Here is a 14,731-nt window from a genome sequence, read left to right as displayed (position 1 = left end):
CATGAGCGCCAGCACACTGACCTTGCCCTCGCCGGCCAAGCTGAACCTGATGCTGCATATCCTCGGTCGCCGAGCCGACGGTTATCACGAATTGCAGACGCTGTTTCAATTTCTCGATTATGGCGACGAATTGCGCTTCGCCCTGCGCGATGACGGCGTGATTCACCTGCACACCGCGTTCGAAGGCGTCCCCCACGACAGTAACCTGATCGTACGCGCCGCCAAAAAACTTCAGGAACAGTCCGCATCGACGCTCGGCGCGGACATCTGGATCGACAAGGTCCTGCCCATCGGCGGCGGCATCGGCGGTGGCAGCTCGAATGCCGCGACCACCCTGCTCGGCCTGAACCACCTCTGGCAACTGAACTGGGACGAGGATCGCCTGGCGACCCTGGGCCTGAGCCTGGGTGCCGACGTGCCGGTTTTCGTCCGCGGCCACGCGGCTTTTGCCGAGGGTGTCGGGGAAAAACTCACTCCGGTCGACCCGGAGGAACCGTGGTATGTCGTGCTGGTCCCGCAAGTCTCTGTAAGTACAGCAGAAATTTTTTCGGATCCGCTGTTGACACGTGACTCCGCGCCCATTAAAGTGCGCCCCGTTCCCGAGGGAAACAGTCGAAATGACTGCTTGCCGGTTGTTGCAAGGCGTTATCCGGATGTACGTAATGCCTTGAGTTCGCTAGGTAAATTTACCGAAGCGAAATTGACCGGAACTGGAAGTTGTGTGTTTGGGGCCTTCCCAAGCAAAGCTGAAGCTGATAAAGTCTCGGCCCTTCTTACAGAGACCCATACAGGGTTTGTCGCAAAGGGTAGCAACGTCTCGATGTTGCATCGCAAGCTGCAAAGTCTGCTCTAGGAATTCGAGTACCCAGTACTCGTAGCAACAGATACAGGGGCGTCGCCAAGCGGTAAGGCAGCAGGTTTTGATCCTGCCATGCGTTGGTTCGAATCCAGCCGCCCCTGCCATTTTCTAATACTCATCCAGGTTACCCTCAGCCTTCAGGTACTGCGCGTGTCCAAGATGATGGTCTTTACGGGGAATGCCAACCCCGATCTGGCTCGGCGTGTCGTACGTCAGCTGCATATCCCACTCGGTGACATCTCTGTCGGAAAATTCTCCGACGGCGAGATTACCGCTGAGATCAATGAAAACGTCCGCGGTAAAGACGTCTTCATCATTCAGCCGACTTGCGCTCCGACCAACGATAACCTGATGGAACTCGTCGTGATGGCAGATGCCTTCCGCCGTTCCTCAGCTACCCGAATCACTGCGGTGATCCCTTACTTTGGTTACGCCCGTCAGGATCGCCGTCCGCGTTCCGCACGTGTGGCTATCAGCGCGAAAGTCGTGGCTGACATGCTCACCGTGGTAGGCATCGATCGTGTACTCACGGTTGACCTGCACGCCGACCAGATCCAGGGTTTCTTCGATATTCCTGTAGATAACATCTACGGCTCCCCCGTTCTGGTGGATGACATCGAAGACCAGCGTTTCGAAAATCTGATGATCGTGTCTCCGGACATTGGTGGCGTCGTGCGTGCACGTGCTGTTGCCAAGTCGCTGGGTGTGGATCTGGGCATCATCGACAAACGTCGTGAGAAGGCCAACCACTCCGAAGTGATGCACATCATCGGTGATGTCGAAGGCCGCACCTGCATTCTCGTCGACGACATGGTCGACACCGCCGGCACCTTGTACCACGCGGCGAAAGCCCTCAAGGAACATGGCGCTGCCAAGGTCTTTGCCTACTGCACACACCCTGTGCTGTCGGGTCGGGCAATCGAGAACATTGAAAATTCCGTGCTGGACGAACTGGTGGTGACCAACACCATCCCGTTGTCCGCAGCAGCACAAGCCTGTGCGCGTATCCGCCAACTGGATATCGCACCGGTGGTCGCCGAAGCGGTTCGCCGCATCAGCAATGAAGAATCGATCAGCGCGATGTTCCGCTAAGGGCCAAGCCCCGCGAACACCTCGTTGACGTAAAGCGCCCCGCCCCAACACTCATGTTGGGGCGGGGCTTTTTTGCCCATACCGCTCACGTCGGTCGCAGACGTGCTCGGAAGATGGCTATTTTGGAGATACAACATGACTAATTTTACCCTGAACGCCGAAGCGCGTAACGACCTGGGGAAAGGTGCGAGCCGCCGCCTGCGTCGTCTCGCCAGCCAGGTTCCTGCCGTTGTATACGGTGGCGACAAGGCTCCTGAGTCCATCACCATCCTGGCGAAAGAAATCGCCAAGTTGTTCGAAGACGAGGCTGCTTTCAGCCACGTGATCGAACTGAACGTCGGTGGCACCAAGCAAAACGTGATCGTCAAGGCTCTGCAACGTCACCCAGCCAAGCAGTTCATCCTGCACGCTGACTTCGTGCGCGTTGTTGCCGGCAAGAAACTGACCGCTACCGTTCCTGTGCACTTCATCAACGAAGCTGCTCCAGTGAAGAAAGGCGGCGAGATCTCCCACGTTGTGAACGAGATCGAAGTTTCCTGCGAAGCCAAGGACCTGCCTGAATTCATCGAAGTCGACCTGGCCAACGCCGAAGTCGGTTCGATCATTCACCTGTCCGACCTGAAAGCACCGAAAGGCGTTGAGTTCGTCGCTCTGGCTCACGGTGACGACAAGGCTGTTGCCAACGTTCACGCTCCACGCGTTGCACCAGAAGAAGGCGCTGCAGAGTAATTTCACTCTGACGCCGGAGTGACTGGAAACATCGCGGACTGGAACGTAGCGAGAAAGCGGGCGAGAATGCGAAGTTACCATCATGGTAAATGAGCATTTTTCGTCCACTTTCACCGCCGATTTCACCAGTTGCGGCGTTGTTATCCACCATTCCACAGAAGGGCCCCTGTCGTGACTGCCATCAAACTGATCGTTGGCCTGGGTAATCCAGGCACCGAATACGAACAGACCCGGCATAACGCGGGGGCCCTTTTTGTTGAGCGCATCGCCTCGGCACAAGGCATCAACCTCGTGGCCGATCGCAAATATTTCGGCCTGACCGGGCGCTTCAGTCACCAGGGTCAGGATGTTCGTCTGCTGATTCCCACCACCTACATGAACCGTAGCGGCCAGGCTGTTTCGGCATTGGCTGGATTCTTCCGAATCAAACCCGAAGAGATCCTCGTGGCGCATGACGAACTCGACCTGCCACCCGGCATTGCCAAGCTCAAGCAAGGCGGCGGGCACGGCGGTCATAACGGTCTGCGTGACATCATCGCGCAGCTCGGCAATCAGAATACCTTTCACCGCTTGCGGCTCGGCATTGGCCACCCGGGCGTTGCAAGCATGGTTTCAAATTTTGTCCTGGGTCGTGCGCCACGCGCCGAACAGGAAAAACTCGATGCCAGCATCGATTTTGCCCTCGGCGTGCTGCCGGATATCCTCGCCGGTGAATGGAACCGCGCGATGAAAAACCTGCACACCCAGAAGGCCTGACTCTTACCCGAGGGGAAACACTATGGGATTCAACTGCGGCATCGTCGGCTTGCCCAACGTCGGCAAATCCACCCTGTTCAACGCCCTGACCAAATCCGGCATCGCGGCGGAAAACTTCCCCTTCTGCACCATCGAGCCGAACAGCGGCATCGTGCCGATGCCGGATCCGCGCCTGCAGGCGTTGGCCGAAATCGTCAATCCCAAGCGCATCCTGCCGACCACCATGGAATTCGTCGACATCGCAGGCCTCGTGGCCGGTGCCTCGAAGGGCGAAGGCCTGGGCAACAAGTTCCTGGCCAACATCCGTGAAACCGATGCCATCGCCCACGTGGTCCGCTGTTTCGAAGACGAGAACGTGATTCACGTCGCCAACAGCGTCGACCCGAAACGCGACATCGAGATCATCGACCTGGAACTGATCTTCGCCGACCTCGAAAGCTGCGAGAAGCAACTGCAGAAGGTCGCGCGCAACGCCAAGGGCGGCGACAAGGAAGCCGTGGTCCAGAAAGGCCTGCTGGAGCAGTTGATCACCCACTTCACCGAAGGCAAGCCGGCACGCAGCCTGATGAAGAACATGAGCGTGGACGAGAAAGCCGTGATCCGCGGCTTCCACCTGCTGACCACCAAGCCGGTGATGTACATCGCCAACGTTGCCGAAGACGGCTTCGAAAACAACCCACTGCTGGACGTGGTGAAAGCCATTGCCGCCGAGGAAGGCGCAGTCGTGGTACCGGTGTGCAACAAGATCGAAGCGGAAATCGCCGAGCTGGACGACGGTGAAGAGAAAGACATGTTCCTCGAAGCCCTGGGCCTCGAAGAGCCTGGTCTGAACCGCGTGATCCGCGCCGGTTACGAAATGCTCAACCTGCAGACCTACTTCACCGCCGGTGTCGAAGAAGTCCGCGCCTGGACCGTGCGCGTCGGCGCCACCGCCCCACAAGCCGCTGGCGTGATCCATACCGACTTCGAAAAAGGTTTCATCCGTGCCGAAGTGATCGCCTACAACGACTTCATCCAGTACAAGGGCGAAGCGGGCACCAAGGAAGCCGGTAAATGGCGCCTGGAAGGCAAGGAGTACATCGTCAAGGACGGTGATGTGATGCACTTCCGCTTCAACGTGTAACCCACGACACTCCCTCTGGAACGAAAACGCCGCGTTGATCGCGGCGTTTTCGTATCTGACTGTACGCAACAGGGGCTAGGAAACAGCCTGCCCAACAGACAGGCAACCCTGGCGAATCAGGTAATCCACCACATGAGTGGCCGCTTCCTGCGCACTCATGTGCACTGTTTCGATACGGATGTCAGGGCTTTCAGGCGCTTCGTAGACCGAATCGATGCCAGTGAAACTCTTGAGCTGGCCGCTTCGCGCCTTCTTGTACAGCCCCTTGGGATCACGCTCCTCGGCAACCGCCAACGGCGTGTCGATGAATATCTCGTAGAATTCGTGCTCTTCGAACAAAGCCCGAGCCATTACCCGCTCGGCACGAAAAGGCGAGATGAACGAGACCAACGTGATCAATCCCGCATCCACCATCAATTTCGCGACATGCGCAACGCGGCGAATGTTCTCCGCCCGGTCCTCATCGCTGAATCCAAGATCGGCATTCAGCCCTTGGCGTACATTATCGCCATCGAGCAGATAACTATGCCTTCCCAGCGCATGAAGACGTTTTTCCACCAGGTTGGCGACGGTGGTTTTACCCGCGGCGGAGAGCCCGGTAAACCACAATACGACAGGTTTTTGCCCCATGAGAGTAGCGTGGGCACTCTTGTCGATCTCGATCGACTGCCAGTAAAGATCGCGCTCCGCCGGTTCGGACAGACGTCTGGTTTCGTCACTGCTCATCAATTGCTTCTCCAGCATTGAACCCGACAGGTGCACAGCACCCGTTTCGTAACGGAATCAAAAAGCTCACCCTTTGACAAAGTGTCTCAGTAGACCATGTGCCGCCGAATGGCGCAGGGTGAACCAGATCCATAAATAGGTGCGCCAACGCAACGGCAATTGCCGGTCAAGAAAGATTTTCCTGAAGTAGAAAAACACGGCCCCCCGCTCCTTCGCAGGCTCCTCCCCGGACGCGCCACTCAAAACCGCCTCGCCCACAGACTCCCCGCGTAACGCACGAACGACGCGCCTGGCGGCGTCGCGTCGATTGTCGCTCAAGGTGATAAAAATGGGATCATCCTTGAAGCGCCCACGTTTGCTGTAGGTTTCGTCGAACTCAGCCTTGCCCGTCCGATAATGCAGATGTTCAAAAATCACGTCGTCCAGATAGACAATGCGGTCAAAACCCTCATGCTGAATGCGCTTGAAGATATCGAACAGATGAAAGTCAATGAATGCGCCAGCATAGGCTGCCGGGTAAGGGTCGACCAGTAATTCGCAGGTCGTACGCGAGAGAATGGGGAACGTGGCCAAACCGCCCTTTTTCAAAAGGTCGTTGCAGTAGCCGAGATAGACCCGGTCCGCGAAGCGTTTGTCCAAGGCCCTGAGTTCCCGATCCCAGCCCGGAGTACGCATGACCATGTCATCGTTGACCAATACGATGATCTGCCCGCGAGAGGCACGCAGACAAGCGGTGTTATAAGCACCCATGGACTGGTTGGGGCCTATCAGCCGCACCGTATGCACTGCATCGCAATGCAGATGGTGACTCCCGGGATCATCCTCGTCCACACAAAGGATAACCTCCACTGCAGCCAGACACTCGGCCGTGGCAACCACGCTCGCAAAAAAACGCTCGACCAACTCCGGGCGACCACGGGTCGGCAGCAGCAGGGAGATCAACAAATCCTGTTCCTGTGCCTCGGATACGGGAGCCACCACCGTGGCAGGTATGACAGTACGCTTCATTGTGGATAACTCTGCGTCCATCTTTCATCTCCACTTCCGGAATAAGGCACACGATCAATCATTTGCCAGTAATCGAAGAGATCATGCGGAAAAGGGTGCTCCAGCATGAACCTCGCCGCCATGGCCTCATACTCTGCATGCATACGGACATACAGAGCATCCGTGCCTTCCACATGATCACGCAGAACCTGGAGCCAGTCGGGTTGCTCCAGATTGATTTGAGGGCAGCAGGCGGCAATCTGCGAGGTATCGGCCGTGCCCAGGGAAACCGTCACCTTCCCCACCCTGAGGGCGGCGATAATACGCATCAGTGACAACCAGCGCCAATCCAGACGCTGAGGAATATTGAGAACCAACCGGGCCGAGCGGTTCAGGGCATCGCGTTGGCCACGGGAAACGAAACGTTCCGGACAAGCGATCGAGAAGCCTTCGCCGCGCAACATGTCGAGCATGCGACCCCGATAATCGGTAACGGCTCCAGTAAACAAAAGATCGCTCTGTGCGGAAACGGCCGGATCGGGAGCGACTTTCGGTAGCGAAGGGAAACCGATCGCACGGACAGGTACACCAGGCAACAACCGGTCCATGTTGATCAGTTGGGGAAGGTCCCCCAACATCAGAAAAGCACAGATATGCGGCAGGCACTCGAACAGATGCTGGATACGAGCCACCTGCACGGCCGGATGCATATAGTCATTGTTATTCCAGAGCGGGTCGCCGTGGATCAGTATCTGATTGTCCACGAAGTCGAGGTGTTCGGTCATGATGACGGCCACGCGCTTGCCACGCGCTTCACAGAAATCGATGAGGGTGTCCCGGGTGCTCTCGGAAAAGTTCTCGATGACGATGTTCAAGCGACTGTCGCTGGGGCGCTTGCCGACGCTGACCGGATAACCCTGTTGCTGCAATGCCATCACCAGAAAATCGACCTGGTCGCTGATACCGTAGAAGGAGTGGTTATAGACCCAGAGATGAACCGGTGGCTTTGCATTGAACGGTGCCATGTTCAACTCCTGTGTGCCGCAGACGATGGATTCTCAGGAGCCTCGCACGCTGCCTCGGCGGCCAGATTGGCGATCACCGACTGCTCGACAGCCTGCAAGTCCACACCACTGTGGTATCGGCTGTAACGCGAAGTCCCCAGATGCTCGGGCTCGAAAGCGCCGTCACTTTGCAAGATGGCGTGAAAGCGCTTTGCGTAGCGGATGATGTTGTAACCATGGAAGCCTTCCACGACCAGATGAGGCTGCTCTGCCGCGGCCTGCGGATGAGGGAGGCTGGTCATTTGCGACTGCTGCGCACGACGATAACGACGCAGCCATTGCGAGCATTGACTATGCAGGCGGGGAAAAGGCATCAGCCATCTCGACAGCATCTTCACCAGTGCCGACGGTTCGGGCTGGTCGATCCTCCCCTCCTGTGGCAGATAGGCTCCTGCCAGCTCAAGCAGGCTGTTGGCCCATACAACGGATGGTGCCTGAGTCCGAGTGTACTGGGCCAGTATCGACCAGTCAGGAGGCTGCGAGGAGGAGTTCCCTTCCATCAGCACGAAACACCCGCCCACGGACCAGACACTGCGCAGCCCGGTGTTGATCCTCAACCGTGGGCGCGCGTCCAGGCGGAATACACGTGTCAGGCCCGCCTCATCGAGTAGCCCGCCCTCGATGAGCGGCGTAATCGAACCATTCGCAGAAGGGGACGTCATCACGCGTTCCGCGTAAAGCTGACGGACCCGCGCCCAGAATGTCTCGGCAAACGCCGGCCCGGAATGCTGCGTAACAGCCTTGCGATGACCACAGGCCTGCAACGCCAGGTAAGTCTGCGGCAGCAACAAGCCCGGAACACGAGCCAGCAGCTCATCGACAAGTGAGGCTTCCTCGTGCGCCTGGCGCACGGGATACAGCCATGGCTCCGGCACTTCGGGCTCGACACCAATGCACAAACCGTCCTGGCCGTCCTGCAGATACTGATCCAGCCCGCGAAGCGCGGCGACGACAGGGACGCACCCCAGGCTCATGGCTTGGAGCATATCGAACAAACACGGTACATCGGCTGGTTGCAGGAGAACGTGCGAACCCGCCATCAAGGCCTCGATATCTACCTGCGAAGGGCTGGCCCAAATGATGCTTCGACCGGTCTCCTGTTCTACAAATGCCAGATCCACGCCCGAGGCCGCCAGGGCCTGGGCGTCCGGGCGCTCGCAAGCCATGCTGAGCAAACCGCTGTGACCGGCAGCGCAGAATGCCTTCCAGAAACGCAGGACACGGTGTCCACCGCCAATAAAAAAGTCACTTTCGTGATCCGCAACCGATACGAACAGAAATCGCGGATGAACAAGCTCAGGTTTCTCGGGAAGCCTGCTGCGAGCCTGGGCCGTGGAAACGGGCAAACCGATAGGGGAGTGGAACAACCTTGACTCCAACTTCGGCAACCCCAGGAAATCCTTCAGCGCTGCGAGCGTATTCGGCTGCGAAGAAAAAACCCCCAGGCACAATGGCCCTCCCAGCAATGCACGGTAATGCTCACGAATAAGCGGCAATTGCTCGCGCAGAGTAGCTGGCGACGCAGCCCACGGCGCAAACAGCCCCCGTAACGACTCGCAATGCAAGACAAAGGGCCGGGTCAGGCTGGGAAACGCAATAGAATGAAAAAACTCGATATGACCCGGCAGCGCCTGCGTCAGCAAGCGGTTTTCAGGATCGAAGTGAGTCATGTAGGGCTTGGGCCACTGTTTATGGTGCTGGCTCGCCAACCCCGCCAGCAAACGCTGGCGAACCTGCACGGACTGCTCCAACTGATGCCGCAAGGCAACGTTGTCCCAGAGGCTGACGCTCACTGCTTCGGGCATCGACTCGAACAGCGCACGATACATCGGATGGCACCCACGCCAGGGAATATAGTGACTCTGGTTCCAGGGAACGGCCACTGACAATTGACTCATGATTGCCCTCCTGGCTTGCTGGTGAGTCGGTTCCACAGGCGCTGCCACCAAGGTTGGTTCAGACGACGCAGAATCTGTTCCATTGTGTCGAGACGCGCGTTGGCCCGCGCCAACTGGTCCGCAAGTTCACGACTGGTATGGAGTGCCTGTCCCTGCTGGACAATCCCGTCCTCTTTCAGGGATTCGTAGCTGCACATCAACGGTTCCATCGCGTCGATACGCGCATTGGTATGCGCTAACTGATCCACCCATTCATGGCCGCTATTCTGCACCTGTTCCTGCAACTCTCTGTGCGCGTCGTACCAACGCATCACCATGGATAAGCCATCGATGTGCTCGGCCAACTCCTCCTGCGTTCTGGCGACCAGCAAGTCGCTGCCCGGATAGCGCTTGAGCAGGGTTTGCAAACTGCCGGAAAGATCCATGGGGCCAGCGGCCTGGCGTAGCCCGACGAAACGCTGCTGCATCCTGAACACATTGAAGCCGTTATAGGCCGACACAAGCACCGGCCCCTCCTCAGGCTCGACAGGACGCCCAGCCAGTAGACGGGATATTTCCTGCAGAACGGTCTGCCGCTCCTGGAAAGCGCTCCGGCCCAGAAACAGCAAGGCCTTGAGCTCGCCAATCGACGCCGCCGAAGGCAAGGTTTCCAGTTGCGCCTCGGTCCAGTTGCGCAAATCAACAGCCCCACCCTGCAAAGGCAGGGCATACAGGCGTCGCCTGAAGCGCACCAGATTGCACCCGAAAAAATCACCCTCCAACAGAATAGGTGTCTCGTCGAACCGCTCGGCCGCATAACGTAGCGGCAAAGACTGGCGTTTGCGCCGGTTGGCCGGCAAGTCCATGGTGCCGTCGAGGGGATATCCCAGGGTTGCCAGCAGGTCCTGGTTATGCTCGACGAAGCGGGCAATATCCGCCACAGCCATCTCTCGCTGAAATCCGCCAATCTGGCCCGAACGGAACGTGGCGGATTGCGGATTGAACAGCCTTGCGGCAATAGTTGCCGGCGAGCCGGGAGCCTGGAGCTTGAGCTGGATAGACCAGATCAGGCGCAGTTGATCCGCTTCTCGCCCGCCACCGGCGGCACCGATCAGTTCCTCGAAGGAAAGCGAGGCGACATTGGGGAAGTCCAGCCACGGCAGGAAACCACCCACCCGCTGTCGAAGCGAACCCAGCAACCAGTTGTCGTCCAGCAGGCGGGTTATCCGCCCAGCCACATCGAGCCCACTCAGCCAGCCGGCAAACGTAGTCTTGCCTTCACGCTCATAGTAATTGGCCTCGGACACCAGGATATCCAGAGGATGTCGGTACATGAACAGTGCCGGCGAAGACAGGAATGCATGGTGGCGATTGCCGAAGCTGGAACGCCGCACGCTGTCGACGAAGAAATCGGCCGCGACCGTATGCGAATTACTGTACTCGACGCAGTACCAGGTTTGCGGCTTGGGAAACTCCGGCAATACCACGCCTTCCTGATACCCCAGGGCCCGGGCCAGTTCATAGAGCAGGTGGGTACCCGATTTCGGGATGGAAACCAGGAACAGTGGACGGCGGCTGAAATGGTGATCGGTGATGGGTGCCAGAAGGGAAACATCGCTCATACCGACACAGGAGAGCAGTTGTTCAGCCAGGCGCTGGCCGTCATTTTCAGTGAAGATGATCTGCTGCGGTCCAGCGGATATTTCGTCCCCTCGGGGCAACTCGCGCAACAGCCGGATGCCCTGAGCCTGCGCAGCATCAGCCAGATCCCTGGCCAGGCTATTGTCACCGATCAGCCGAACGGTCAGATCCTGGTTCGACCATGAGGGCGTCAGCCACTCGAGAAAAGCATCAAGTCGAGAAGCACAAAATTGCAGGTTGTTCATTGATGTTTAATCCGTGCAAGCAGGTTCGCCAGTCGCTCATCGACCTGGACACCCGGCAATTGCCTGATATCGCTCGAGAAATCCAATGCGCCCAATGCCTGCGGCAACCCGTAATAGTGACCGCCATAGGCGACGATGTTTGTCGTGCCAATACTTTCGAGCAACAGCGGCGTGCCCAGGCTTGTCGACGGCCCAACCGCGCACTGTGCATTTCCCGCCGCCAGCAGCTGCTCACGATAACCATCAAGCGTCTGCGTGCCGATGCGCAGCGGCTCGAGCGCACGGATCACCCGCTCCACCCGCTCACTGACATCAGCCAGACCGTTGTCCAGCCAACTGGTCAACGCAGCATTGATCACCTCGCAGGTCTCCTCGGCACAATCGGAGACTTGCGCCACCAACTCGTCGTCAGGACAGGTGGAACGCTCGATCTGAGTATGTTTTTTCCACGCAAAGCGTTTGAATGCAAACCGCTCGAGATCCAGATTCGATTTATTGAACGCAAACCCGAACAGATCCTCATCACCATAGTCACGAAATATCTCGCGACGCTCCAACAACCCTGCCAGCTCACGCTGGAATGGCGTATAGGCGCTCTCATCGAAGGTCCCGAAAGCTCCGTACCCATAACGTTGCGCCACACTCTCGAGACCGTAGTCACGTAAAATGTTCAGATGGGTATTGGTCAGCCAGTTCCTCCAGCCGCCCACGACACCCTGCCCCTGCCGCAGGTTGTGCCGATGCGCACCGGTCAGATTGACATGATCAAGACGTTGCCAGATGGCAGCCGCCTGTTGTGCATCGAGGAAAACCCCTTGAACTTCGGCCAGCCCCAGGATGGTCGGGATCGGTGCCTGGATGAGATCCTCCCAGCGCATGATGTGATACTCGCTGGCGTACTCTTCGAACACCCGCATATAGGCCTGAAGCGGTCCGACCAGCGCTTCGAAGAAGTTCAGGTCGGAAAGTTTGTACAATGCGATGCGCTGGCGTAGTTCGTCGTTGTCCTGCTCGGGGGGAATGAAACGCTGAATGTACTCGCTGGCCAGCGCGTTGAACGAAAAACAGGCCGACGTCACGGTTCCAGCAGGATTTCGCAAAGATGAAAAACGCTGGTGCCCAGCGAAAGCCGGGTGGGCCGGCCAGGTATCCGGGCCCACGTGAGAATGGGCAGTCTCGTAGACGGACAGAATCTCCACCGGGTGCGAAGTGATCAGGGTGAAGTCTCCCGCCCCCCGGATGCCTATGTACTTGCGAAAGCAGGCGGTTTGCGGTGCATCGCCTTTCACCCACTTCGGCCCCCCTGGCAGGTACCTGAAGTTGTCGTTGTAGATCAGCGCCTGCGCCAATCCTCGCCGTTCGAAAATACCCTGTATGCGCAAGGCAATCTGTTGGCCCACCGACTGACAGAACGCCTGCAGGAACGCACCACCTGGTGCCGGATCGCTGAGCCCGGTCACACGGCGTATTTCTGCGATGACACTGAGCAACAGCGTGAAACCACTTCTCGGATAGCCGAGGACAAGAGGTTGCTTCAATTTCATGAAAAGGCCTCCTCCAGGCCGGACAATGACAAGACTTCGTGCCTGACCTGCAAATCCACAAACCCGGTTATGCCCGGTGTACCGGCAAAGGTGAGCCGGGTTACCGAACGTCGTACGTCCAGGAAACGGTCGGACTCTGCGGTGATTTGCGAGCAACCGACATTAAGGAAATATTCGCCGCCGACCAAGCGGGCCTGCCAATCGAACCTGATCACCAGACACTCACCGGCATCCGCCGACAGCAAAGGCGCGCCCTGCATATGCAGGTTGGTTCCAAAAACGTAGGTACCGTCGAGCGAGACAATGCCAAAGCCGACCGAAACCCCCTCCACTGCCTCACGAAAAAGCAGCTTGACCAACAGTTCCACAGGCTGATTCGCCGGGATCCGTGGTGGATCAGAACGCCCATCGGCCAGAATTTCGATGTCGATGACCTGCACCTGGCCACTGCCAAGGCGCGTCTCGTGATCATTGTAGAAAGGCCGATCAGCGACGACATCCGTACACCCGGTCCCCAATAGCCGAGCCTGCTCGACATGTGACGACTCCTGCTCGTCGAGACTCGGAGGTTCGTCTGCCGGTGCCCCGAACAAGAGATTCTGGTAGATGTTCACCGCTGTCGTGATCGGGCCGTCGTAAGACAGGCTGCCATGATCGATCACCAGCCCGCGCTTGCATAAACGAAGCATCGTATCGACGCTGTGGGACACGAACAGGATGGTCTTGCCCTGTTCGACAAACTCGCGAATACGCTGGAAACAGCGATGCTGAAACGCCGCATCACCGACACTCAGCGCTTCGTCAATGATCAGGATCTCCGGATCGACGTGGATCGCCGCAGCAAATGCGACCCGTACGAACATCCCTGAGGAGTAGGTCTTCACCGGCTGATCGAAGTGCTCACCAATCTCGGCGAACGCCTCGATGGCTGGCATCCTTTCGATCATCTCACTGCGGGAAAAGCCCATGATGGCGCCATTGAGAATCACATTCTCGCGCCCGCTGAACTCAGGGTTGAAGCCCGCTCCCAGTTCCAGCAAGGCAGAGATCTTGCCATTGACCTGCACACTGCCGGTGGTTGCCTGCATCACCTCGCAAATGATCTGCAGAAGCGTCGACTTGCCCGAACCATTACGCCCAAGCACCCCGATGATCTCCCCCTTCATCACGTCGAAGGAGACCTCGCGCAATGCCCAGAACTCCCGGTGATACTGCTTGCGCAAAGGGTGCAACGCCTCGACAAGACGCTCACGGGGTGAAGCGAACAACCTGAATTTCTTCGAGACATGCGTCACGGAGATGGCGATATCGTTCTGCATGGCTATTAGAGAACATCCGCGAATTCCGGCTTCAGCCGGCGAAAAATGGCTGAGCCGAGGAAAAACAGACCGAGGCTCACGCCCCAGAAAACCAGTGTCTGGCTCATCGGTGGCCAAGAGACCGTTTGAAAGATCAAAAGCCCGCGATAACCCTGAACGATGTAATAGATCGGGTTGTAGACCGCCCATTCCCTGATGGCCGCAGGCATGATCTGTAACGACCACACGATCGGAGTGCTCCAGAACCACAGGTTGAGCAGAATCGTCAGAGCCTGGCCGATATCCCGATAGAACACCTGCAAGGCCGCCAACAACCAGCCCAGCCCCAGCAGCAGGACACTCATACAGAGCAGGAAATAGACAAACAGCAGCCGTTCCCAGAAAAAAGCCACGTCGTAAAACAGCATCATTCCCGCCAAAACGACCAGGAATACCCCATGGGGGACAAGCCCGGACGCCAGGTGGACCACCGGCAGAACCTCCGTCGGAAAGACGGTTTTTTTCACCAGGTGGTCGTTACGGGTGATCGAATGGGTAATGGACTGCAGCGCTTCACTGAAGAAGAACCACGGCACCAGACCACAAACGAACCAGAGGATGAAAGGAGTCCCCACCGGCCCCTGGGCGCGAAAGCCCACCGCGAAGACGAAATAGAACACCACGACGACAGCAAGCGGATGCAGGAAGGCCCATAGCATCCCGCCCAGGGTACCTGCATAACGGTTCTGCAGATCGCGGACTGCCAGCGCCTGAATCATGGAGCGATGGC

13 protein-coding genes and 1 tRNA gene are annotated in these 14,731 nt (G+C 57.9%); 6 read left to right on the top strand and 8 right to left on the bottom strand.

From position 1 onward, the window contains the following. Position 1 precedes the first annotated feature (1 nt). The 6 genes from ispE to ychF all read left to right on the top strand — a co-directional run bounded on the left by ispE (position 2) and on the right by ychF (position 4,559). Complete coding sequence (gene ispE, locus BLU37_RS11855; RefSeq protein ID WP_090205023.1) at positions 2–853, top strand: 4-(cytidine 5'-diphospho)-2-C-methyl-D-erythritol kinase; 852 nt, start codon at positions 2–4, stop codon at positions 851–853. Between the two features lie 35 nt (positions 854–888). After that, a tRNA-Gln gene (locus tag BLU37_RS11850) sits at positions 889–963 on the top strand. Between the two features lie 46 nt (positions 964–1,009). Continuing rightward, entirely contained in the window at positions 1,010–1,951 is a 942-nt protein-coding gene (locus BLU37_RS11845) for a ribose-phosphate pyrophosphokinase (protein ID WP_090210934.1), read from the top strand. Between the two features lie 135 nt (positions 1,952–2,086). Continuing rightward, positions 2,087–2,680 carry a 50S ribosomal protein L25/general stress protein Ctc gene (locus BLU37_RS11840; RefSeq protein WP_019361995.1) on the top strand — a complete coding sequence of 198 codons (594 nt, stop codon included), beginning with the start codon at positions 2,087–2,089 and terminating at the stop codon, positions 2,678–2,680. Between the two features lie 171 nt (positions 2,681–2,851). Next, positions 2,852–3,436: an aminoacyl-tRNA hydrolase gene (gene pth / locus BLU37_RS11835; protein WP_010445336.1), complete on the top strand. Its 585-nt coding sequence runs from the start codon at positions 2,852–2,854 to the stop codon at positions 3,434–3,436. Positions 3,437–3,458: 22 nt separating this feature from the next. Further along, a complete protein-coding gene (gene ychF / locus BLU37_RS11830) occupies positions 3,459–4,559 on the top strand; it encodes a redox-regulated ATPase YchF (protein WP_010445337.1) in 1,101 nt (366 codons plus the stop codon). A gap of 75 nt (positions 4,560–4,634) precedes the next feature. Here the strand turns inward: ychF and cysC are convergent, their stop codons facing one another. From cysC to BLU37_RS11785, 8 genes are all read right to left on the bottom strand, one after another. After that, entirely contained in the window at positions 4,635–5,285 is a 651-nt protein-coding gene (cysC, locus tag BLU37_RS11825) for an adenylyl-sulfate kinase (RefSeq protein WP_232000499.1), read from the bottom strand. A 66-nt stretch (positions 5,286–5,351) separates the two neighbouring features. Beyond that, complete coding sequence (locus BLU37_RS11820; RefSeq protein WP_157696375.1) at positions 5,352–6,293, bottom strand: glycosyltransferase family 2 protein; 942 nt, start codon at positions 6,291–6,293, stop codon at positions 5,352–5,354. Beyond that, positions 6,290–7,297, bottom strand: a complete 1,008-nt coding sequence (locus BLU37_RS11815) for a hypothetical protein (RefSeq protein WP_090205015.1) — start codon at positions 7,295–7,297, stop codon at positions 6,290–6,292. The genes BLU37_RS11820 and BLU37_RS11815 overlap by 4 nt, the downstream gene beginning before the upstream one ends. A 2-nt stretch (positions 7,298–7,299) precedes the next feature. Beyond that, positions 7,300–9,234 carry a glycosyltransferase gene (locus BLU37_RS11810; protein ID WP_090205013.1) on the bottom strand — a complete coding sequence of 645 codons (1,935 nt, stop codon included), beginning with the start codon at positions 9,232–9,234 and terminating at the stop codon, positions 7,300–7,302. Then, the gene (locus BLU37_RS11805) at positions 9,231–11,099 is read right to left on the bottom strand and encodes a hypothetical protein (RefSeq protein ID WP_157696374.1); all 1,869 of its coding nucleotides are present in this window, start codon (positions 11,097–11,099) and stop codon (positions 9,231–9,233) included. The genes BLU37_RS11810 and BLU37_RS11805 overlap by 4 nt, the downstream gene beginning before the upstream one ends. Then, positions 11,096–12,643 carry a hypothetical protein gene (locus BLU37_RS11795; protein WP_090205004.1) on the bottom strand — a complete coding sequence of 516 codons (1,548 nt, stop codon included), beginning with the start codon at positions 12,641–12,643 and terminating at the stop codon, positions 11,096–11,098. The genes BLU37_RS11805 and BLU37_RS11795 overlap by 4 nt, the downstream gene beginning before the upstream one ends. Then, positions 12,640–14,079 carry an ABC transporter ATP-binding protein gene (locus BLU37_RS11790; protein WP_172833017.1) on the bottom strand — a complete coding sequence of 480 codons (1,440 nt, stop codon included), beginning with the start codon at positions 14,077–14,079 and terminating at the stop codon, positions 12,640–12,642. Before BLU37_RS11790 ends, BLU37_RS11795 begins: the two co-directional genes overlap by 4 nt. Further along, complete coding sequence (locus BLU37_RS11785) at positions 13,968–14,720, bottom strand: ABC transporter permease (protein WP_157696373.1); 753 nt, start codon at positions 14,718–14,720, stop codon at positions 13,968–13,970. The genes BLU37_RS11790 and BLU37_RS11785 overlap by 112 nt, the downstream gene beginning before the upstream one ends. Positions 14,721–14,731 lie beyond the last annotated feature (11 nt).

This window comes from Pseudomonas asplenii (assembly GCF_900105475.1).
In the GTDB taxonomy this organism is placed as follows: Bacteria; Pseudomonadota; Gammaproteobacteria; order Pseudomonadales; family Pseudomonadaceae; genus Aquipseudomonas; species Aquipseudomonas asplenii.
This window is presented reverse-complemented; position numbering and strand designations above follow the sequence as displayed.